The 20,395-nt window shown below is 72.1% G+C and carries 15 protein-coding genes; 2 read left to right on the forward strand and 13 right to left on the reverse strand.

Translation table 11 applies throughout. The features are described 5' to 3' along the window. Nucleotides 1–21: 21 nt before the first annotated feature. Complete coding sequence (locus MON03_RS08950) at nucleotides 22–705, reverse strand: response regulator transcription factor (RefSeq protein ID WP_242088117.1); 684 nt, start codon at nucleotides 703–705, stop codon at nucleotides 22–24. 156 nt (nucleotides 706–861) lie between these two features. Here MON03_RS08950 and MON03_RS08955 point away from each other — a divergent pair, with 156 nt between their 5' ends. Beyond that, nucleotides 862–1,404, forward strand: coding sequence for a hypothetical protein (locus MON03_RS08955; protein ID WP_242088118.1), 543 nt, complete (start codon nucleotides 862–864; stop codon nucleotides 1,402–1,404). Between the two features lie 136 nt (nucleotides 1,405–1,540). On the opposite strand, the gene MON03_RS08960 is transcribed toward MON03_RS08955, so the two are convergent. The 4 genes from MON03_RS08960 to exaC form a co-directional block, all read right to left on the reverse strand. Next, complete coding sequence (locus MON03_RS08960; RefSeq protein ID WP_175329166.1) at nucleotides 1,541–2,707, reverse strand: GAF domain-containing protein; 1,167 nt, start codon at nucleotides 2,705–2,707, stop codon at nucleotides 1,541–1,543. A 354-nt stretch (nucleotides 2,708–3,061) separates the two neighbouring features. Further along, nucleotides 3,062–4,027: a helix-turn-helix domain-containing protein gene (locus MON03_RS08965; protein WP_242088119.1), complete on the reverse strand. Its 966-nt coding sequence runs from the start codon at nucleotides 4,025–4,027 to the stop codon at nucleotides 3,062–3,064. 156 nt (nucleotides 4,028–4,183) lie between these two features. Further along, entirely contained in the window at nucleotides 4,184–4,573 is a 390-nt protein-coding gene (locus tag MON03_RS08970; protein ID WP_242088120.1) for a DUF779 domain-containing protein, read from the reverse strand. Beyond that, nucleotides 4,573–6,114 (reverse strand): acetaldehyde dehydrogenase ExaC, encoded by a 1,542-nt coding sequence (gene exaC / locus MON03_RS08975; RefSeq protein WP_242088121.1) that lies wholly within the window; start codon nucleotides 6,112–6,114, stop codon nucleotides 4,573–4,575. The genes MON03_RS08970 and exaC overlap by 1 nt, the downstream gene beginning before the upstream one ends. Nucleotides 6,115–6,295: 181 nt before the next feature. Between exaC and MON03_RS08980 the strand changes: the two genes are divergently transcribed. After that, nucleotides 6,296–6,835, forward strand: coding sequence for an HdeD family acid-resistance protein (locus MON03_RS08980; protein WP_242088122.1), 540 nt, complete (start codon nucleotides 6,296–6,298; stop codon nucleotides 6,833–6,835). Between the two features lie 10 nt (nucleotides 6,836–6,845). Here the strand turns inward: MON03_RS08980 and MON03_RS08985 are convergent, their stop codons facing one another. The 8 genes from MON03_RS08985 to trpC all read right to left on the reverse strand — a co-directional run bounded on the left by MON03_RS08985 (nucleotide 6,846) and on the right by trpC (nucleotide 20,380). After that, nucleotides 6,846–7,943: a VIT1/CCC1 transporter family protein gene (locus MON03_RS08985; protein WP_175329162.1), complete on the reverse strand. Its 1,098-nt coding sequence runs from the start codon at nucleotides 7,941–7,943 to the stop codon at nucleotides 6,846–6,848. A gap of 274 nt (nucleotides 7,944–8,217) precedes the next feature. Then, nucleotides 8,218–9,663: a pyruvate kinase gene (pyk, locus tag MON03_RS08990; protein ID WP_242088123.1), complete on the reverse strand. Its 1,446-nt coding sequence runs from the start codon at nucleotides 9,661–9,663 to the stop codon at nucleotides 8,218–8,220. A gap of 144 nt (nucleotides 9,664–9,807) precedes the next feature. After that, complete coding sequence (locus tag MON03_RS08995; RefSeq protein ID WP_175329160.1) at nucleotides 9,808–11,265, reverse strand: glutamate synthase subunit beta; 1,458 nt, start codon at nucleotides 11,263–11,265, stop codon at nucleotides 9,808–9,810. Between the two features lie 89 nt (nucleotides 11,266–11,354). Next, the gene (gene gltB / locus MON03_RS09000; RefSeq protein WP_502798664.1) at nucleotides 11,355–15,968 is read right to left on the reverse strand and encodes a glutamate synthase large subunit; all 4,614 of its coding nucleotides are present in this window, start codon (nucleotides 15,966–15,968) and stop codon (nucleotides 11,355–11,357) included. Between the two features lie 279 nt (nucleotides 15,969–16,247). After that, on the reverse strand, nucleotides 16,248–17,231 hold the full coding sequence (gene lgt / locus MON03_RS09005) for a prolipoprotein diacylglyceryl transferase (RefSeq protein ID WP_175329159.1): 984 nt from the start codon (nucleotides 17,229–17,231) through the stop codon (nucleotides 16,248–16,250). 251 nt (nucleotides 17,232–17,482) lie between these two features. Continuing rightward, complete coding sequence (gene trpA / locus MON03_RS09010; protein ID WP_175329158.1) at nucleotides 17,483–18,283, reverse strand: tryptophan synthase subunit alpha; 801 nt, start codon at nucleotides 18,281–18,283, stop codon at nucleotides 17,483–17,485. Continuing rightward, the gene (gene trpB / locus MON03_RS09015; protein ID WP_022903082.1) at nucleotides 18,280–19,494 is read right to left on the reverse strand and encodes a tryptophan synthase subunit beta; all 1,215 of its coding nucleotides are present in this window, start codon (nucleotides 19,492–19,494) and stop codon (nucleotides 18,280–18,282) included. The genes trpA and trpB overlap by 4 nt, the downstream gene beginning before the upstream one ends. Before the next feature lie 103 nt (nucleotides 19,495–19,597). Then, on the reverse strand, nucleotides 19,598–20,380 hold the full coding sequence (gene trpC / locus MON03_RS09020; protein ID WP_242091444.1) for an indole-3-glycerol phosphate synthase TrpC: 783 nt from the start codon (nucleotides 20,378–20,380) through the stop codon (nucleotides 19,598–19,600). Between the last annotated feature and the right edge of the window lie 15 nt (nucleotides 20,381–20,395).

A 20,395-nucleotide genomic window follows, 5' to 3' on the forward strand; every position in this document is an offset into this window, starting at 1 on the left:
GGAGGCGTCCCGCGGGGTGGTTCACGCTGCGCCCCGGTCGGTGGCGAGCCGGTACCCGAGCCCCCGCACGGTGTGCACGAGCCGCGGCCCGTGGGCCTCCATCTTCCGACGCAGGGCGCTGAGGTGCACCTCGACGACGTTGGGTGCGATGTCCTCGTACCCCCAGACCTGCGTCGTGATCTGCGCCTTCGAGACGGTCCGCCCACGGCTCTCGGCGAGGAACCGCAGGAGGCGGAACTCCGTCGCCGTCAGGTCGAGCAGGACACCCGCTCGCCGCACGGTCGCGCCGTCCGGGTCGAGCACCAGGTCGCCGACCTCGATCACGGACGGAACCCGCCCCCGTCGCCGCAGCACGGCCGTGACGCGGGCGACGAGCTCGGCCATCGCGAAGGGCTTCACCACGTAGTCGTCGGCACCCTCGGCGAACCCGCGGAGTCGGTCGTCGAGCTCGTCCCGCGCCGTCATCATCACGACGGCGGCGTCCGAGCGGGCACGGATGCGGGCCGCCAGGAGGATGCCACTCGGCCCGGGCAGCATCCAGTCGAGCAGAACGAGGTCGGGTGCCGCACGGTCGAGGTCCTCGGCGATGCGTCGGCCGTCGGGGGCCTCGGCGACGACGAAGCCCTCGGCGCGGAGGGTCGTCGCGACCGCGGTGCGGAGGGAGTCGTCGTCCTCGACCACGAGGATGCGTGCTGGTGCGTTCACGGCGGACACGGTAGGTCGGCTCGGCCATCACGGAGCATGGAACGACCTGGAGAACGCCTGTGCGCCGATGATGCTTCAGTCCTGCTTCAGATTGGGAACCGACCGTCGTCCTCGTCGGCGGACCGCCCGGTCCGCCGCCAACGAAGAGGAGACACCATGCAGCACGAACAGGACGACCGCCCCACCGTCGGGCGTCGGCGCCGGACCCTCCGCGCGGTCGGCATCGGCTCGGCAGCCGCGGCGGCGCTGGTCCTCGGCGGGGTCGGCGTGACGGCCGCGATGGCCGCGCCGAGCGCGCCCTCGACCGCGCCGAGCGGAGCGCCCACGGGTGCGCCGAGCGGGGCCCCGAGCGGTGCTCCGTCGGGAGCCCCGACCGCGGGACCGGCCGCGCCGGGGAAGGGCAGCTCGGCAGCACCGGGCGGGAACGCAGCACCCGGCTCCGCACCGGCCCCGGGCTGCCTCGCCGGTCCGCTCGCCGACGGGAAGGCGCCCACCCCGCCCAAGGACGGCAAGGCACCCACCCCGCCCAAGGACGGCAAGGCACCCACCCCGCCCAAGGACGGCAAGACGCCCACCCCGCCCAAGGACGGGACGGCACCGAAGCCCCTGGAGGACGGCACCGCCCCGACCCCGCCCACCGGCAGCAGCGCACCCGGCCAGGACAGCACCGCCACCCCGGCCCCGACCAGCGGGTCCTGACCCGCGGGTCCTGGCCAGCGGGTCCTGACCAGCCGGTCCCGACCCACTCGTCACCCCACCGGTGCCCGCTGCGGGAGGCACGCACGGTCGGCCGACAGGTCGACGCGTGTCGTGCCTCCCGGCCGGCGGGCAACCGTCAGGAACGCTCGATCGCCTCGACCGCGGCGACCAGGCCGGCCCGTCGCGGCGACCGCCGCGGCAGCACGCCGAGGAGGGCCCGCAGGACCTGCGGATCCTGCGCGCCGTCCGGTGTCCGCGACCAGGCCAGCAGCGCGTCGACGCCGCCGTCGGCGACGAGCGCCTCCCGGAACCGTGTCCGCACCAGGTCGCGCAGGTCGTCGACGCCCGGTGACGCCGACCCCGGGAGCACCGGCCCGGTGTACCGGTCGACGGCCTGGAGGCGCGCCCCGCGGTCGAGCGCGGACAGCACGGTGTCGACGTCGGTGCGCAACCCCTGCAGGCGGTACGGCCGCGACGTCAGGCGAGCGTCCGGTGCGTGGTCGGCGAGCACGCGTCGGAGGCGCACCACCTCAGCCCGGAGGGTCGTCACCGCGCGGACGTCGCCGTAGACGGCGACCGCGAGGTCCGCGGCCGGGAGGCCCGCAGGCGCTGCCGCGAGCACCGCGAGGATCTCCGAGTGGCGCTCCGACAGCCGCACCGCGCTCGACCCCGTCCGGAGGGTCGCCGTGTCCGACCCGAGGAGCTCGAGCTCGGCGGGGTGCGGTGCCGCGGACGACGGGCGCCGGAGCGCCGCGAGGGCGAGTTCCGCCTCGGCGGCAGCGGCGGCAGCGGTGAGCAGGGGCAGGGTGTGCCGTTCGACAGCGCGGTCGTCGCCGGTGAGGTCGAGCGCGCCGACCACGGTGCCCGATGCGTCCCGGAGCGGGACCGCCGTGCACGAGAACGCCTTGACGGCGGTCGCGTAGTGCTCCTCGGCGTGGATCTGGACCGGACGACCGAGCCGGAGGGCGGTCCCCGGTGCGCTCGTGCCAGCGTGCTCTTCCGCCCAGTCCGCGCCGGGCACGAAGCCCATCTCCTCGGCGGCACTGCGGGCCCGGTGCGCCCCGTCCACCCACACGAGACGTCCTGCGGCGTCCGCCAGGGCGACGATGCAGCCGGCGGCGCGGGCATCGTCCAGCAGGAGTCGCCGGACGACCGGCAGGGCGGTGCCGAGTGGTCCCGCCCGTCGGACCGCGTCGAGTTCGTCGCGGCCGAGCGCCAGTGGCGGCAGCCCGTCCGGGTCGACGCGGGCAGACCGGCGCCACGACTCGGCCACGAGCGGACGGAGGCCGGACGGTGCGCGCATGCGGCCTCCTGTCCGGATCCCCCGCCGCGTCGTCGCGGTCGGTGCGGTCAGCCTACGTCCGACCTGGCGCGCGGACCAGATCCGCGATGGCGCGGTGGCGCGGTGGGCGCAGTGGGCACAGTGGGCGCAGTGGGCGCGTTCGGCGCCGGAAGCGCGCGGGGGACGATCCGCCGCTGGACGGACGTCCCCCGCGGCCGAGCGTTCGTCCTGGATCAGGGAGGGAACGCTCTCGCCGGTAACCATCCGGCTGACATCAACCCTCTCACGACGGGAGGGTTCTCGACCAGTGCCCCGCCGACGACCGCCGGACGGCGGGAGCCGTGCAGGGGCCCACAGTTGCCGCGGCTGCCGCTGCTACCGCGGAGCGATCGGTCGTCGGAGCGTGGCGGACGGCAGCTCCGCGAACACCTGCTCGTAGTAGGCGGCGAAGCGGCCGAGGTGGGAGAACCCCCACGCTCGCGCCACCTCCGCGACGGTGGTCTCCGCGGCGTCGGCGGAGAGCAGCTCCGCGCGCACGCGGTGCAGGCGCGTCTCACGCAGGAACCGCATCGGCGTGATGCCGACCTCGCGTTGGAAGGCGTCCTGGAGACCACGCACGCTGAGACCGGATGCGCGGCTGACGTCCGTGACCGAGATCGGGAGGTGGGCGTTCGCCACGATCCACTCCTGTGCGGATCGGAACCGGGCCGTCCCGGCGGGCGGCACGACGCGCTTCCGGGGCGAGGCGTCGAACGCCGCTGCCACGGCCTCCGCGAGGGCGAGGTTCCACCGGATGCGGGTGGATCGTGCCGTGTCGACGTGGAGCAGTTCGGGTCCGGCGGCGGAGATGACCCGCTGCAGCGTCCGCAGCGCTTCGGGGTCCGGGTGGCGGCGGAACACCAGCGGCCCGGGGACGCCGTCCCGGTGCGCCGCGGCGACCGCTTCGAGGAAGTCGCCGTCGAACCGGACCAGGTGCTGCGTGTTCGGCGTCGCGTCGAACGTGAACTCCCGGTGCGCCGGGTACATCACGGGCACGCCCGGGACCATCTCGAGCGGGCTGCTCGAATCCGTGTCGAGCAGGATGCCGGGACGTGTCGCCCACGCCAGGATGTACTGCCTGCCCGGGTTGATCGTGCCCCACCGCCGCGCGCCGACGGCCGAGGTGTTGACCGAGACGTGCTCGTCCCCGACGGTGCGGTACCGCCACGCGAACTCGCCGCGCGTCGCGCCGCTGATGTGGATGTCGTGACTGGCGTAGACACGCTCGTAGAAGGACACCGCCTCGTCGATGTCGAGGCCGCGCCGGTCCAGGTGTTCGGCGCGAGGAGAGTCAGAAGGCATGCGGTGCGATCTTGTCGCACGCCACCGACGCCGCAGCCTCGCGCAGGGGTGTCGCGAGGTCGTCAGCGGCCGAGAACTGCGCCAGGCGGACGAACGGCGCGGACCACCCGCGTTCTGCGGATGATCCGCGCTGTTCGCGACCGGATTCCCGGCCCGCTACCGCCCCTGCGGCACGAGTCCGAGGTCGACCAGCTCGTCGTCCGTCAGCATCCGCGATCGGGTCAGGAAGCGCTTCCCCTCCGGCACCTCGAGCGAGAAACCAGCGCCCCGCCCGTCGACCACGTCGATCGTGAGGTGCGTGTACTTCCAGTACTCGAACTGCGCGCGGGACATGAAGACCTCGACGGGGTCGATCCCGTCGACGTCGAGTGCGCCGAGCAGGACGTCACCGGGGCCCGTGCGGAACATGCCGACGGGGTAGCACATCGGGCTCGAGCCGTCGCAGCAGCCGCCCGACTGGTGGAACATCAGCGGGCCGTGCCGGGCGGCGAGGGAGCGCAGGAGCTCCTCCGCCGCCGGGGTGGCCGCCACGCGGGCGGTGCTCATCAGAAGAAGCCCATCGGACCCTCGGCGTAGGACACGAGGAGGTTCTTCGTCTGCTGGTAGTGCTCGAGCATCATCTTGTGGTTCTCGCGCCCGATGCCGGACTGCTTGTAGCCGCCGAACGCCGCACCCGCCGGGTACTGGTGGTAGGTGTTCGACCAGACGCGCCCGGCCTGGATGTCCCGTCCCGCCCGGTACAGCGTCGTGGCCTCACGGCTCCACACCCCGGCGCCGAGCCCGTAGAGCGTGTCGTTGGCGATCCGGATGGCGTCGTCGTAGCCGCTGAAGGACGTCAGCGCCAGGACCGGCCCGAAGATCTCCTCCTGGAAGATGCGCATCGCGTTGTCGCCCTCGAACACCGTCGGCGTGACGTAGTACCCGCCGGACAACTCGCCGCCGAGGTCCGCGCGCTCGCCACCGGTCAGGAGCTTCGCGCCCTCCTGCTTGCCGATGTCGATGTAGCTCAGGATCTTCTCGAGCTGGTCGTTCGAGGCCTGCGCCCCGATCATCGTCGACGGGTCCAGGGGGTGGCCCTGCTTGACGGCACGCACCCGGTCGAGCCCGTCCGACACGAAGCCGTCGTAGATCTCCTTCGCCACGAGGGCTCGGGACGGGCAGGTGCAGACCTCGCCCTGGTTGAGGTTGAAGAAGGCGAAGCCCTCGAGGGCCTTGTCGTAGAACGCGTCCTGCTCCTGGGCCACGTCGGCGAAGAACACGTTCGGGCTCTTGCCACCGAGCTCGAGCGTCACCGGGATGAGGTTCTGCGACGCGTACTGCATGATGAGCCGGCCGGTGGTGGTCTCGCCGGTGAACGCGACCTTGCGGATGTCGGGGTGCTGCGCGAGCGGGGCGCCGACCTCGATGCCGAAACCGTTCACGACGTTGAGGACCCCGGCGGGCAGCAGGTCGCGGATGAGCTCGACGAGCACGTGGATCGAGGCGGGGGTCTGCTCGGCGGGCTTGAGGACGACGCAGTTGCCCGCGGCGAGGGCGGGCGCGAGCTTCCACACCGCCATGAGGATCGGGAAGTTCCACGGGATGATCTGCCCGACGACGCCGAGCGGCTCGTGGAAGTGGTAGGCCACGGTGTCGTGGTCGATCTCCCCCGTCGAGCCCTCTTGCGCACGGATCGCACCGGCGAAGTAGCGGAAGTGGTCGATCGCGAGCGGGATGTCGGCGCCGAGCGTCTCCCGGATCGGCTTGCCGTTCTCCCACGTCTCGGCGACGGCGAGCATCTCGAGGTGCTCCTCCATGCGGTCCGCGATCCGGTTGAGGATCGTGGCCCGCTCGGCGACGCTCGTCCTCCCCCACGCCGGGAACGCCTTCCACGCGGCCTCCACCGCGCGGTCGACGTCGGTCGAGTCACCGCGGGCGACCTCGCAGAAGACCTTGCCGGTCACCGGCGTGGGGTTCTCGAAGTACTGCCCACCCGCGGGGGCGACGTACTCCCCGCCGATGAAGTGGTCGTACCGCGACCGGTACTCCACGAGCGAGCCCGCCTCGCCGGGTGCGGCGTAGGTGGACGGGGACGGTGCGATGGTCATGGTGGACACCTTTCGACGACGTTGTCGGTGACGCTGGGTCCGCGCCTGCACGGCACGGTACGACCGGGCAGGTTGCATCCGGTTGCACGCTCACCCGCCCGGCTGCACGTGGCCGCGCAACCGTGGTGTCCACCCCCGGGTACCGTCGGAGTCCGAGCAGCGCCGATCAGGGAGGAAGCTCGTGGACTCTCGTGCCGTCCGCACGTTCCGCGTGTTCGTCGTGGTGACCGCCGTGGTGGCGATCGCCCTCGGGGTGGTGGCGGTGGCCTGGCCGCGTCCGACGCTGGTCCTCGTGGCGGTCCTGTTCGGCGTGTACCTGGTCGTGGCGGGCGCGCTGCGCGTGTTCGCCGCGGTCCGGGGGCACGGCACGGCCCCCGTGTGGCGGTGGACGTCCGGCGTGGTCGGCGTCCTGGTCGGCCTCGCCGGCCTGCTGTGCCTCGTCGATCCCGCGGTCCCGCTGGTGGTGTACGCCGTCCTCGCCGGCCTCGGCTTCGTCATCGAGGGCATCGTGGCGGTCGTCGGCGCGTTCGCCGGGCACCCGGGCTCGTCGCGGGTGCCGAGCACGGTCAGCGGTGTGCTGTCGGTGCTCGGCGGCATCGCGGTCCTCGTCGCGCCGGGACTCGCGCTCGCGGTCTTCACGGTGCTCGCGGGCATCGCCCTCATCGTGGTCGGCGCCGCCGCGCTGCTGCTCCTGCCGCCGCGGGCCGCAGCGCGCCGCTGAACCCTGCCCCCTACGCGGCGCCGGTCCCGAAGAGCAGACCCAGCCCGTAGGTCACCACCGCGGCGCCGAACCCGATCGCGAGCTGCCGCAACGCTCGCTTCAACGGAGACGCCCCGCTGAGCACCCCGACGACCGCGCCCGTGCCGAGCAGCGCGATCCCGACGAGCACACCCGCGAGCGCGATCGCCGGCCACCCCTCCAGTCCGAAGGCGTACGGCAGGATCGGGATCACCGCACCGGAGGCGAAGAAGCAGAAGCTCGACACCGCCGCGCTCATGCCGTTCCCGACGGCCTCGTGGTCGTCGCGGGTCGCGGTCGCGCCCGTGTCCGACCCCACCGCGAGCCCGGCGATCACCTCGTCGGCGTGGGCGTGCGCAGCCGCCTCGTCCATCCCGCGCGCCCGGTAGACGAGAGCGAGCTCGTTGGCGTCCACGTCGAGGTCCGCGACGGCGCGGCCGGCCTCCGGGTGCGGTGACGACGCCTCGAGGAGCTCGCGCTGCGACCGCACCGACACGTACTCGCCCGCGCCCATGGACAACGCACCCGCGAGGAGGCCCGCGATGCCGCTCAGGAGCACGAAGTGCCGGTCGGCGCCGGACGCGCTGATGCCGATGATGAGCGCGAGGTTCGACACCAGGCCGTCGTTCGCACCGAACACTGCGGCACGGAACGTGCCGGACAGGCGCATCCGTCCACGGTTCGCGAGGCCGCGGACGACCTCGCCGTGGATCCGCTCGTCGGCCGCCATGCGGGCCGTCGCGTCGGCGTCCTCCGCATACGGCGAGCGGTCCTCGGCACGCTGCATGAGCGCGAGGACGAACACCGATCCGAACCGCTTGGCGAGGGCGGCGAGCACGCGCGTCCGCAGGCTCCCCCGCTGCGGCCGGCCCACGTCGTCACCGAGGAGTTCGAGCCAGTGCTGCGCGTGCCGCCCCTCGGCGTCGGCGAGGGCGGCGAGGATCTCGCGCTCCTCGCCCTCGCGGCGGGCGGCGAGGTTCCGGTAGACGGCGGCTTCCGCGCGCTCGTCCGCCAGGTACCGACGCCAGCGACGGACGTCGGCCCCGGTGGGTGCTGACACGGTGTCATCCTGGAGGCTCACACCGGCCATCCTGCCCGGTCACGCGGGCACGTGGTCGCCTCGGCCGCGGCGCGGATCCGGAACGCGGGCGCGGTGTGCTCCGGGGGCCTTCCGGGTTGCGCCCCGTCACGGACATCCGCACCCAGCCGGGCGGGCTGCGACGTCCACCGTGAGGCGCGACGCGCGGGCGCGACGTGCCCCGGTCACGTCGTGCGGAGTGGGACGCGACAGGGCGCGGACCGGAGGCGGCGTGCGTCGCGCACACCGTGCCTCCCGTCCGCGCCCTGTCGGGACGCGACCGGCGTCAGTCGCGCACGTAGGCCGGAGCGGCCTCGGCGTGCGCGTCACCGACGCGGTGCACGCGGAGGTCGTTCGTGGAGCCCTCGATGCCGGGAGGCGATCCCGCCGTCACGACGACCCGGTCGCCGGGTGCCGCGAGACCGTGCTCGAGCAACACGTCGTCGACCTGCGAGAACAGCTCGTCGGTGTGCGTCTTCCGGTCCACCAGGAAGGAACGGACGCCCCAGGTGAGCGCCATGCGGCGGCGCGTCGCCTCGTTCGGGGTGAAGGCGATGATCGGCAGGCCGTGGCGCAGGCGCGACATGCGGCGGGCGGAGTCGCCGGACTCGGTGAACACGCAGAGGTACGACGCCTCGGTGAACTCCGCGATCTCCACGGCGGCGAGGGTGATCGCGCCACCGAGGGTGCGCGGCTTCGTGCCGAGCGGCGCGATGCGCTCGAGGCCGTGGTCCTCGGTCGACTCGACGATGCGGGCCATCGTGCGGACGGTCTGCACCGGGTACTCGCCGACGCTGGTCTCGCCCGAGAGCATGACCGCGTCCGCGCCGTCGAGCACGGCGTTCGCGACGTCGGACGTCTCGGCGCGGGTCGGGATCGGGGACGAGATCATCGACTCGAGCATCTGGGTCGCGACGATGACCGGCTTCGCCATGCGGCGTGCGAGCTCGACGGCGCGCTTCTGCACGATCGGCACGGCCTCGAGCGGCAGCTCGACACCGAGGTCGCCGCGGGCGACCATGATGCTGTCGAAGGCGTCGATGATCTCCTCGAGCGCGTCGACGGCCTGCGGCTTCTCGATCTTCGCGATGACCGGGAGGCGCTTGCCCTCCTCGTCCATGATCTCGTGGGCGCGCTGCACGTCGGCGGCGTTGCGCACGAACGAGAGCGCGATGAGGTCGGCGCCCTGCCGGATCGCCCAGCGGAGGTCGGCCTCGTCCTTCTCGCTCAGCGCGGGGACGTTGACGGCGACACCGGGCAGGTTGATGCCCTTGTTGTTCGACACGGTGCCCGCGACGACGACCTCGGTGCGCACGCGCACGCCGTCGGTGTCGAGGACGCGGAGTCGCACGCGGCCGTCGTCGATGAGGAGCGGGTCACCGGGCTTGACGTCCTGCGGGAGGCCCTTGAACGTCGTGCCGCAGATCTCCTTCGAGCCGGGGACGTCCTCCGTGGTGATGGTGAAGACGTCGCCGACGGCGAGCTCGTGGGGGCCGTCCGCGAACTTCGCGAGGCGGATCTTCGGACCCTGCAGGTCGACGAGGATCGCGACGGGCTTGCCCAGCTCCGCGGCGGCGCGGCGGACGTTCTCGTAGTTGGCCTCGTGGACGCTGTAGTCACCGTGGCTGAGGTTGAGTCGGGCGACGTCGACGCCCGCCTCGATGATCTCCTTGACGGTCTCGTACTCCGACGTTGCCGGTCCGAGCGTCGAAACGATCTTTGCGCGTCTCAATGGATTCCTTCTGGTGGTGGGTGGTGCTTGGGTTTCCGCGCTGTGGGGCCGCGCGGAACGAAGCGAGGCCACCAGCACCCTACCGAGTGCTGGTGGCCTGCCGCTCACTCGCGGGTCGGGGTTCCCGATGCGTTCACGTCGGTCTCAGACCGTGATCGCGCGGTCGGTCGCCTTGACCGGAGCGGGCAGGATCGTCGAGCCCTCGAGGTAGGCGTCGACCTTGGCCGCTGCGGCACGGCCCTCGGCGATCGCCCACACGATGAGCGACTGTCCGCGACCGGCGTCCCCGGCGACGAAGACGCCCGGTTCGTTGGTCGAGTAGTCGGCCTCACGAGCGAGGGCGCCGGAGGGTGCAGTGGGCAGGCCGAGCTGCGGCGCGATGGTGTCCGTCTCGGGGCCGGTGAAGCCCATGGCGATGAGCACGAGGTCCGCAGGGATCTCGCGCTCGGTGCCGGCCTTCGGCACACGACGGCCGTCGAGGTACTCGGTCTCGGCGACCCGGAGGGCACGGACCTCGCCGGCCTCGTTGCCGAGGAACTCGACGGTGGAGGCGAGGAAGTGCCGCTCGCCACCCTCCTCGTGTGCACTCGTGACCTCGAACACGGTCGGGAACATCGGCCACGGCTGCTCGGACGGACGCTCGAGCGGCGGCTGCTTGCCGATCGCGAGGTTCGTCACGCTCAGGGCGCCCTGCCGGTGCGCCGTGCCGATGCAGTCCGCGCCGGTGTCGCCGCCGCCGATGACGACGACGTGCTTGCCCTCGGCCGTGGTCTGGTTGTCTACCGTCGTGCCGGCGTTCGTCTTGTTCTGCTGCACGAGGTAGTCCATCGCGAAGTGGACGCCGGCGAGGTCACGACCGGGGATCGGCAGGTCCCGCGGGACGAGCGCACCCGTCGCCACCACGACGGCGTCGTAGCGCGACTTCAGGTCGTCCCAGGTGATGTCCCGGCCGATCTCGACGCCGGCGCGGAAACGGGTGCCCTCGGCCTGCATCTGGGCGAGACGCGCGTCGATCTGGCGCTTCTCCATCTTGAAGTCCGGGATGCCGTACCGGAGCAGGCCGCCGATGCGGTCGTCCCGCTCGTAGACGGCGACGGTGTGCCCGGCGCGCGTGAGCTGCTGCGCAGCCGCGAGGCCGGCGGGGCCCGACCCGACGACGGCGACGGTCTTGCCGGTCAGGCGCTCCGGCGGGTGCGGGGTGACCCAGCCGTTCTGGAACGCCTCGTCGATGATCGAGACCTCGACCTGCTTGATCGTCACCGGCGGCTGGTTGATGCCGAGCACGCAGGACGCCTCGCACGGCGCCGGGCAGAGCCGGCCCGTGAACTCCGGGAAGTTGTTCGTGGCGTGCAGTCGCTCGATCGCCTGCCGGCCCTCGCCGCGCCAGGTGAGGTCGTTCCACTCCGGGATGAGGTTGCCGAGCGGGCACCCCTGGTGGCAGAACGGCACGCCGCAGTCCATGCAGCGGCCGGCCTGCCGCTTGAGCGCTCCGGACTCCTGCTGCTCGTAGACCTCTTTCCAGTCCATGAGCCGCACGGGCACGGGGCGACGGGGCGGGAGCTCGCGCTCCTGCACCTTGAGGAAGCCCTTCGGGTCAGCCATGCGAAGCCTCCGTGGTGTTCGGTCGCGGTGCGGTCGTGCGCGGTGCGGTCGTGCGCGGTGCGGTCGTGCGCGGTGCGGGTTCGACGAGGTCAGCCATTGGTCGCCTCCAGGATGCGGTTCCAGACGACGTCGCCGTCGGGGTCGAGACCCTCGTCGACGGCCTGCTGCCGGGTCGCGAGGACCGCGGCGTAGTCACGGGGCAGGACCTTGACGAAGTCGCTGAGGTCTCCGGACCCGAGCAACTCGGCGGCGACCGTCGACCCGGTCTCCGCACGGTGCCGTTCGAGCAGGTCGGTGACGATCTCCACGTCGGCGCTGTCGAGCGGTCCGAGTCGGAGCTCTCCGCTCGCGAGGGCGTCCTGGTTGACGTCCTCGTCGCGGAGGCCGCGCACGTACGCGGTGCCCCCGGACATGCCGGCACCGAGGTTGCGCCCCGTCTCGCCGAGGATCAGCGCGAGGCCGCCGGTCATGTACTCGAGGGCGTGGTCGCCGACGCCCTCGACGACGGCGGTCGCACCGGAGTTGCGGACCAGGAAGCGCTCGCCCACGATGCCGCGGATGAACATGCTGCCCTGGGTCGCGCCGTAGCCGATGACGTTGCCGGCGATGACGTTCTCCGCGGCGTCGAACGCGGACTCCTCGTCGGGGCGCACGATGATCTCGCCGCCGGAGAGGCCCTTGCCGACGTAGTCGTTGCTGTCGCCGACCAGCCGGAGCGTGACACCGGCCGGCAGGAAGGCGCCGAGCGACTGCCCCGCGGACCCGCGGAGCGTGATGTCGATGGACCCCGCCGGGAGCCCGTGCTCGCCGTGGCGGAGCGTGACCTCGTGACCGAGCATCGTGCCCACGGCGCGCTCGGTGTTCCGGATCGGCAGGTCGAGCGTGACCGAGCCGCCGTGCTCGAGCACGTCGGCGTTGCGCTGGATCAGTCCGACGTCGAAGTGCTCGTCGAGCTCGTGGTCCTGCTCGCGGTGGTGTCGCCGCGGCTCGCCCGGCTCGAACGTCGGACCCTGGAGGACCGGCGCCAGGTCGAGTCCCGAGGCCTTCCAGTGCTGGACGGCGCGGTCGACGTCGAGGACGTCGGCCTGCCCGATCGCTTCGTCGAGCGAACGGAACCCGAGCTCGGCGAGGAGCTCGCGGACCTCCTGCGCGATGAACTCGAAGAAGTTGACCACGTAGTCGGCCTTGCCGGAGAACCGGGCGCGGAGCTCCGGGTTCTGCGTCGCGACGCCCACGGGGCACGTGTCGAGGTGGCACACCCGCATGAGGATGCAGCCCTCGACCACGAGCGGCGCCGTCGCGAACCCGTACTCCTCGGCCCCGAGCAGGGCCGCCACGACGACGTCGCGTCCGGTCTTCATCTGCCCGTCGACCTGCACCACGACGCGGTCGCGCATGCCGTTGAGCATGAGCGTCTGCTGGGTCTCGGCGAGACCGATCTCCCACGGCGTGCCGGCGTGCTTCAGCGAGTTGAGCGGTGACGCGCCCGTGCCGCCGTCGTGCCCCGAGACGAGCACGACGTCCGCCAGGGCCTTCGTGACGCCCGCGGCGACGGCGCCGATCCCGGACTGGCTCACGAGCTTCACGTGGACGCGCGCCGACGGGTTCGCCCGCTTCACGTCGAAGATCAGCTGCTTGAGGTCCTCGATCGAGTAGATGTCGTGGTGCGGCGGCGGCGAGATCAGCCCGACGCCGGCCGTCGCGTGCCGCGTCCGGGCCACCCACGGGTAGACCTTCTGCGGCGGCAGCTGACCGCCCTCGCCCGGCTTCGCCCCCTGGGCCATCTTGAGCTGGATGTCCGTGGCGTGCGTCAGGTACATGCTCGTCACGCCGAATCGGCCGGAGGCGACCTGCTTGATCGCGCTGCGGCGTTCCGGGTCGAGCAGGCGTTCGACGTCCTCGCCGCCCTCGCCCGTGTTCGACCGGGCACCGAGCCGGTTCATCGCGATCGCGAGCGTCTCGTGCGCTTCCTTCGAGATCGACCCGTAGGACATGGCGCCCGTGTTGAACCGCTTGACGATCGACTCGATCGGCTCGACCTCGTCGAGCGGGATCGGCTGCCGGACGCCGTCCTTAAAGCGGAAGAGGCCGCGGATCGTCATGAGCGCCTCGGACTGGTCGTCGACCGCCTTCGAGTACTCGCGGAAGATGTCGTAGCGCCGCGCACGGGTGGCGTGCTGCAGGCGGAACACCGTGTCCGGGTTGAAGAGGTGCGGCGGTCCTTCGCGGCGCCACTGGTACTCGCCGCCGGTCTGGAGTCGCTCGTGCGAGAGCACCGCGCCGTCCTGCGGGTACGCCTGTGCGTGGCGTTCCGCGTTCTCACGGGCGATCACGTCGATGTCGACACCGCCGAGGATCGAGGACGTGCCGGTGAAGTACCGGTCGACGAACTCCTGGGAGAGCCCGACGGCCTCGAACGCCTGCGCGCCGGCGTAGCTGGACACCGTGGAGATGCCCATCTTCGACATGATCTTGAGGACGCCCTTGCCGAGCGCCTTGATGACGTTGCGGACGGCCTGCTCGGGCGTGATCCCGGTGATCATGCCCGCGCGGACGAGGTTCTCGCAGGTCTCCATCGCCAGGTACGGGTTGATCGCCGATGCGCCGTAGCCGATGAGGGTCGCCACGTGGTGGACCTCGCGCACGTCGCCGGCCTCGACGATCAGGCCGACCTTCATGCGCTGCTCGGTCCGGATGAGGTGGTGGTGCACGGCGGCGAGCAACAGCAGGCTCGGCACGGGCGCGTTCTCCGCGTTGCCGTCCCGGTCCGACAGCACGATGAACTGCTTGCCGGACTCGATCGCGGCGTCGACCTCGTCGCAGACCGCGTCGATGCGGTTCTGCATCGCGGCCTCGCCGTCGTCGACGCGGTACAGCCCCTTGATCGTGACGGTGAGGTGGCGACCGGACGCGGTCTCGAAGTGCTGGATCTTCGCGAGTTCGTCGTTGTCGATGACCGGGAAGCCGAGCACGATCTGCTTCGCGTGCTCGGGACCGGCGGACAGCAGGTTGCGCTCCGGCCCGAGGCCCATGCCCATCGAGGTGATGACCTGCTCGCGGATCGAGTCGAGCGGCGGGTTCGTCACCTGGGCGAACTGCTGCGTGAAGTAGTCGAAGAGGAGCCGAGGGCGCTGCGACAGCACGGCGATCGGCGTGTCCGATCCCATGGCGCCGAGGGGCTCCGCGCCGGTCTGCGCCATCGGGCGGAGGAGGATGCGGACCTCTTCCTCGGTGTAGCCGAACGCGCGCTGGCGCCGGGTCACCGAGGCCGGGGTGTGCACGATGTGCTCGCGCTCCGGCAGGTCGGACAGCTTGATGCGGCCGGACTCGAGCCATTCGCTCCACGGGCCCGAGGTCGCGAGGGATCGCTTGACCTCGTCGTCCTCGATGATCCGGCCGGCCTCGGTGTCGACGAGGAACATCCGCCCGGGGCGCAGGCGGCCCTTGCGGACGACCTTCGCAGCGGGCACGTCGATGACGCCGGTCTCCGAGCCCATCACGATGAGACCGTCGTCGGTCACGAGGAACCGGCCCGGACGCAGGCCGTTCCGGTCCAGGGTCGCACCGACGAGCGTGCCGTCGGTGAAGGTGATGGCGGCCGGGCCGTCCCACGGCTCCATGAGCATCGAGTGGTACTCGTAGAACGCCCGGAGCTCGGGGTCCATGCCGGTCTGGTTCTCCCAGGCCTCCGGCACCATCATCGAGACGGCGTGCGGCAGCGACCGGCCCGTCAGGCTGAGGAGCTCGAGGACCTCGTCGAACGACGCGGAGTCGCTCGCGCCCGGGCTGACGATCGGCAGCAGCGGCGCCATGTCGCCGAGCAGTTCGCTCTCGAGCTGCGACTGCCGTGCGCGCATCCAGTTGCGGTTGCCGCGGACGGTGTTGATCTCGCCGTTGTGCGCGAGGGTCCGGAACGGTTGCGCGAGCGGCCACGACGGGAACGTGTTGGTCGAGTAGCGGGAGTGCACGATCGCGAGCTTCGACGCGAACCGCTCGTCGCTGAGGTCGGGGTAGAAGGGCTCGAGCTGGAGCGTCGTGACCATGCCCTTGTAGACCATGGTCCGGCTCGAGAGCGACATGAAGTAGACCTCGGCGTCGTGCTCGGCACGCTTGCGGAGCCGGAACGCCTGCCGGTCGAGTGCGATGCCGCTCCACGCCGCGCCGTGCACGTCGTGGCGCACCGAGGCGACGAAGAGCTGGGCGAAGGCCGGCATCGCGGCACGCGCGAGCGTCCCGAGGACCTCGGGACGGACCGGGACCTCGCGCCAGCCGAGGACCCGCAGGCCCTCCTCGCGCGCGAGGCGGTCGATGACACCCTGCACGCGGTGGCGGTCGTCCTCGTCGAGGGGCAGGTACGCGGTACCGACGGCGTACTCCCCCGCTGCCGGCAGGTCGAACGGCACCTCGTCGCGCAGGAACGCGTCCGGCACCTGGCACAGGATCCCCGCACCGTCGCCCGTGCCCGCGTCCGAGCCCACGGCACCGCGGTGCTCGAGGTTGCGGAGGGCACCGAGCGCGGCGTCGACGATGTCGTGTCCGGCGGTGCCGCGGAGCGTCGCGACCATGGCGAGGCCGCAGGCGTCCTTCTCGTTGGCCGGGTCGTACATGCCGGTCGCCTCCGGCACGGCCGAGAAGCGGCGGTGCGGGGGCAGGAGCCCGGACGTCGACGACTGGGTGCGCGACTGGCTTGGCTGGAGCGCCATGGGGAACCGTCCTCACGAGGATGGGAACAGGGACAGCGGTGGCCCGGTGGTGCGTTCCGCCCGGACGGGCGGGACAGGTGCCCGTTCGTGCCGCCGGTGGGTTGCCCCGTCGGCACGGGTGGTGTGGAGCCCGGTTCGTGGCGGGCGGTGGTGGTGCGGTGGTGCTGCTGCCGGGTGGGTGCGCCCGACGGTCCGGACGGCTCGCGAGGGTGCTCCCGAGACCGGCGTCCGGTGGCTGGTCGGTGTCCGTCCCGCCGCGGTGGGCGACGGGGCCGGACGCTAGGACCGGGTGGAGCCGACCGGGTCGGCGGCGACGGCCGCGGGCTCGTCGTCGTGCTCCGACCAGGTGTCGTCCGAGTCTACATCGGCGCGTGCCGACGGCCCGCGACCCGGCAGGTACGGCGACGGCTCCTTGCCGGTGTGCCGCCGTGACTGGACGACGAAGATCACGATGCCGAGCACGATCGCGGCGAGGGACATCCACACGTTGGTTCGCACGCCGAAGAACGTCTCGCTCGTGTCGACGCGGATGGACTCGAGCACCGACCGACCGGCGCCGTACCAGATGAGGTAGAGCGCCATGACCTTGCCCCACTGCAGCGTGAACTTGCGCGCGAGGAACAGGATGACGAGCGCGCCCAGGACGTTCCAGATGATCTCGTACAGGAAGGTCGGCTGGAAGAGGGTGCCCTCCGGCAGGCCCTTCGGGTACGCGGCGTTCGAGGACTCGATCTGGAGGCCCCACGGCAGGCTCGTCGGCATGCCGAACAGCTCGTGGTTGAAGTAGTTGCCGAGTCGGCCGCTCGCCTGGGCGAGGAGCACCCCGGGCGCGATCGCGTCGATGAAGCTCGTGAACCGCAGGCCGACCTGGCGGCACCCGATGTACGCCCCGACCGAGCCGAGGATCAGCGCGCCGAAGATCGCCAGACCGCCTTCCCAGATGTAGAGGAAGGACAGCGGGTCGCGCCCGGGGCCGAAGTAGTCGCTGACGTGGGTGAACACGTGGAACAGGCGCCCGCCGATGATGCCGGCCGGGACCGCCCAGATCGCGATGTCGATGATGACCCAGCGCTCGACCCCGCGGGCGTTCAGGCGGTGGTTGGCCAGGAGCACGGCGATGACGATGCCGATGAGGATGCAGATCGCGTACGCGTGGATGCGGAAGTCGAGCGGCAGCGACCAGCCGAACGTGTCGCGCAGCCAGGCCGTCAGGTCGAAGTACTGCCAGGCGGTGCTCGGGCTCGGGATGCTCAGGAGGGGCATGGAGGTGCGGTCGCCTTTCGGTGCTTGCTGGCCGGGCCGCCGTGAACCGCGGCCCCGATCACTGTAGCGCGGACCACCGTCCGCCATGACCGTGCCGGACGGTCCTGTGGGAATCGTGACGGACGGGGATCGTCACGGACGGGGATCGTCACGGACGGCGATCGTGACGGACGGGACCGTCACGGACGGGAGGCCCGGATCGCGTGACCGGCGTCGGTCACGCGATCCGGGCCTCCAGGCCGTCCGCTGGGTCAGCGGCGCTGCGCGCCGGTCGTGAGGTCCGCCGCGCGGTCCGCGACGCCCCGGACCCCGAGGTCGGCGAGGGCGCGCACGAACGCCGACCCGACGATCGCGCCGTCGGCGTACTCGAGCACCTCCGCGACCTGGTCGGCGGTCGAGATGCCGAGTCCGACGCACGTCCGGTCGACACCGGCGTCCCGCAGCCGCGACACCACGGTCCGGGCGGCGGCGTCGACCCCGAGCCGCGCGCCGGTGACGCCCATCGTCGACACCGCGTAGACGAAGCCGCGGCTGGCCTCCACCGCCTGGTGCATCCGGGCGTCCGTCGACGACGGGGCGGCGAGGAAGACGCGGTCGAGGTGCGTGCGCTCCGAGGCGTCCATCCACTCCCGGGCCTCGTCCGGGATGAGGTCCGGGGTGATGAGCCCGGAGGCCCCGGCTGCGACGAGGTCGTCGGCGAAGCGGTCGACCCCGTAGCGGAGGACCGGGTTCCAGTAGGTCATCACGAGGACCGGCACGTCGGCGCGGCTCGTGATCTGCTCGACGGCGTCGAACACCTGCGCCACCTTGAACCCGTTCGCCAGGCTCTCCTCGGCGGCCCGCTGGATCACCGCGCCGTCCATGACCGGGTCGGAGTACGGCAGGCCGAGCTCGATGACGTCCACGCCGTTCTCGGCGAGGGCGACCGCGGCGTCGACGCTGGTCTGGACGTCGGGGAAGCCGGCGGGCAGGTACCCGACGACCGCCCCGGCGCGTTCGGCGTTCGCCGCGTCGATGGTCGACGCGACCGAGGCGTTCGTGTTCGTGCTCACAGCTGCACCGCGCTCTCGTCGAGGATGCCGAAGTAGCGGCTGGCGGACGCCACGTCCTTATCGCCGCGGCCGGACAAGTTCACGAGGATGACCCCGTCGGGGCCGAGCTCCTTGCCGAGCTTGATCGCGCCGGCGAGGGCGTGCGACGACTCGATCGCCGGCAGGATGCCCTCGGAGCGGCTGAGCAGACGGAACGCCTCCATCGCCTCGGTGTCGGTGATGGGCTCGTACTTCGCGCGACCGATCGCCGCGAGGTGCGCGTGCTGCGGACCGACGCTCGGGTAGTCGAGTCCGGCGGAGATGCTGTGGCTCTCGATGGTCTGCCCGTCCTCGTCCTGCATGAGGTACGACTTCGTGCCCTGCAGGACGCCGGTCCGCCCGAGCGAGATGCTCGCCGCGTGCCGACCGGTCTCGAGGCCCTCGCCGCCGGCCTCGTACCCGTGCAGGGCGACCGACTCGTCGTCGAGGAACGCGTCGAAGATCCCCATCGCGTTCGACCCGCCGCCGACGCACGCGGCGACGGCGTCCGGCAGGCGGCCGACCTTGTCGAGGACCTGCTGCCGTGCTTCGTCGCCGATCACCTTGTGGAACTCGCGGACCATCTCCGGGAACGGGTGCGGACCCGCGACCGTGCCGAGCAGGTAGTGGGTGTGCTCGACGTTCGCCACCCAGTCGCGGAGGGCGTCGTTGATGGCGTCCTTCAGCGTGCGGGACCCGGTCTCCACGGGGACGACCTCGGCGCCGAGCAGCCGCATCCGGGCGACGTTCAGGGCCTGGCGCTCGGTGTCGACCGCCCCCATGTAGACGACGCAGTCCATGCCGAAGAGCGCGGCGGCCGTTGCGGTGGCGACGCCGTGCTGGCCGGCGCCGGTCTCCGCGATGAGCCGCGTCTTGCCGAGGCGCTTCGCGACGAGGGCCTGGCCGAGCACGTTGTTGATCTTGTGCGAGCCGGTGTGGTTGAGGTCCTCGCGCTTGAGGATGATCCGGGCACCGCCGGCGTGCTTCGCGAACCGCGGCACCTCGGTGATGATCGACGGACGGCCGGTGTAGTCGCGCTGCAGGTCGTCGAGCTCCTGCCGGAACGCCGGGTCCGCCCAGGCCTCCCGGAAGGCCGCCTCGAGCTCGTCGAGCGCCAGGACGAGCGACTCGGGGACGAACCGCCCGCCGAAGTCGCCGAAGTACGGGCCGTGCTGTTCGCGGAGCGAGGTCACGATGTGCCTTCCGTGCGGGGTCCGGAGCTGCCGGACCGTGTGGGTCGTGCTGGGGAGCCGCGGGACGGGACCCGGTCGCCGCGCTCGGGCGCAGCGATCGGCGTCAGGAACGCGCTGCGGCGATGAACGACGCGAGGGTGGCGGCGGGGTCGTCGCCCGTGACGAGCGCCTCCCCCACCAGGACGACGTCGGCACCCGCGGAGCGGTAGTGCGCGACGTCGGCAGGACCGGCGACCGCGGACTCGGCGACGCGGACCACGCCGTCGGGGATGCGGTCGGCCAGCGAGCCGAAGAGGTCGCGGTCGAGCGAGAAGTCGGTCAGGTCGCGCGCGTTCACCCCGAGGATCCGGGCACCGGCGTCGAGGCCACGGGAGACCTCGTCGGCGGAGTGCGCCTCGACGAGCACGCGCATCCCGAGTTCCTCGGCGAGGCCGTGCAGCTCGACGAGCCGTGCCTGCTTGAGCGCCGCGACGATGAGCAGCACGACGTCGGCGCCGGCAGCGCGTGCCTCGACGACCTGGTACGGGTCGGCGATGAAGTCCTTGCGCAGGACCGGGACGCCGACGCGGGCCTTCACGGCTTCGAGGTCGGCCAGACTGCCGAGGAACTTGCGGCCCTCGGTCAGGACGCTGATCGTCGAGGCGCCACCGCGCTCGTACTCCGCGGCCAGGGCCGCGGGGTCCGCGATGGTGGCCATCGAGCCGCGGGACGGGCTGGCACGCTTGACCTCGGCGAGGATCTTCACGTCGTCGCCGGGGGCGAGGAACGCGAGCGCGTCGAGGGGCGACGCCACCCGGTCGAGGTCGCGTTCGACGTCCGCGTAGGGACGGTCGGCGCGACGGGCGGCTGCGTCCTCGAGCGCGCCCGCGACGAGGGTCTCGAGCACGTTCGACATGCTCGG

This window comes from Curtobacterium sp. DN_7.5, from assembly GCF_022655355.1.
Classification (GTDB): domain Bacteria; phylum Actinomycetota; class Actinomycetes; order Actinomycetales; family Microbacteriaceae; genus Curtobacterium; species Curtobacterium luteum.

What these genes read in the sequence shown, in the direction of transcription:
- gltB (WP_502798664.1), bottom strand. Translation starts at nt 15,968, where the DNA reads ATGGCGCTCCAGCCAAGCCAGTCGCGCACCCAGTCGTCGACGTCCGGG.
- lgt (WP_175329159.1), bottom strand. Translation starts at nt 17,231, where the DNA reads ATGCCCCTCCTGAGCATCCCGAGCCCGAGCACCGCCTGGCAGTACTTC.
- exaC (WP_242088121.1), bottom strand. Translation starts at nt 6,114, where the DNA reads ATGACCATCGCACCGTCCCCGTCCACCTACGCCGCACCCGGCGAGGCG.
- MON03_RS08965 (WP_242088119.1), bottom strand. Translation starts at nt 4,027, where the DNA reads ATGCCTTCTGACTCTCCTCGCGCCGAACACCTGGACCGGCGCGGCCTC.
- MON03_RS08960 (WP_175329166.1), bottom strand. Translation starts at nt 2,707, where the DNA reads ATGCGCGCACCGTCCGGCCTCCGTCCGCTCGTGGCCGAGTCGTGGCGC.
- MON03_RS08955 (WP_242088118.1), top strand. Translation starts at nt 862, where the DNA reads ATGCAGCACGAACAGGACGACCGCCCCACCGTCGGGCGTCGGCGCCGG.
- MON03_RS08995 (WP_175329160.1), bottom strand. Translation starts at nt 11,265, where the DNA reads ATGGCTGACCCGAAGGGCTTCCTCAAGGTGCAGGAGCGCGAGCTCCCG.
- MON03_RS08970 (WP_242088120.1), bottom strand. Translation starts at nt 4,573, where the DNA reads ATGAGCACCGCCCGCGTGGCGGCCACCCCGGCGGCGGAGGAGCTCCTG.
- MON03_RS08985 (WP_175329162.1), bottom strand. Translation starts at nt 7,943, where the DNA reads ATGGCCGGTGTGAGCCTCCAGGATGACACCGTGTCAGCACCCACCGGG.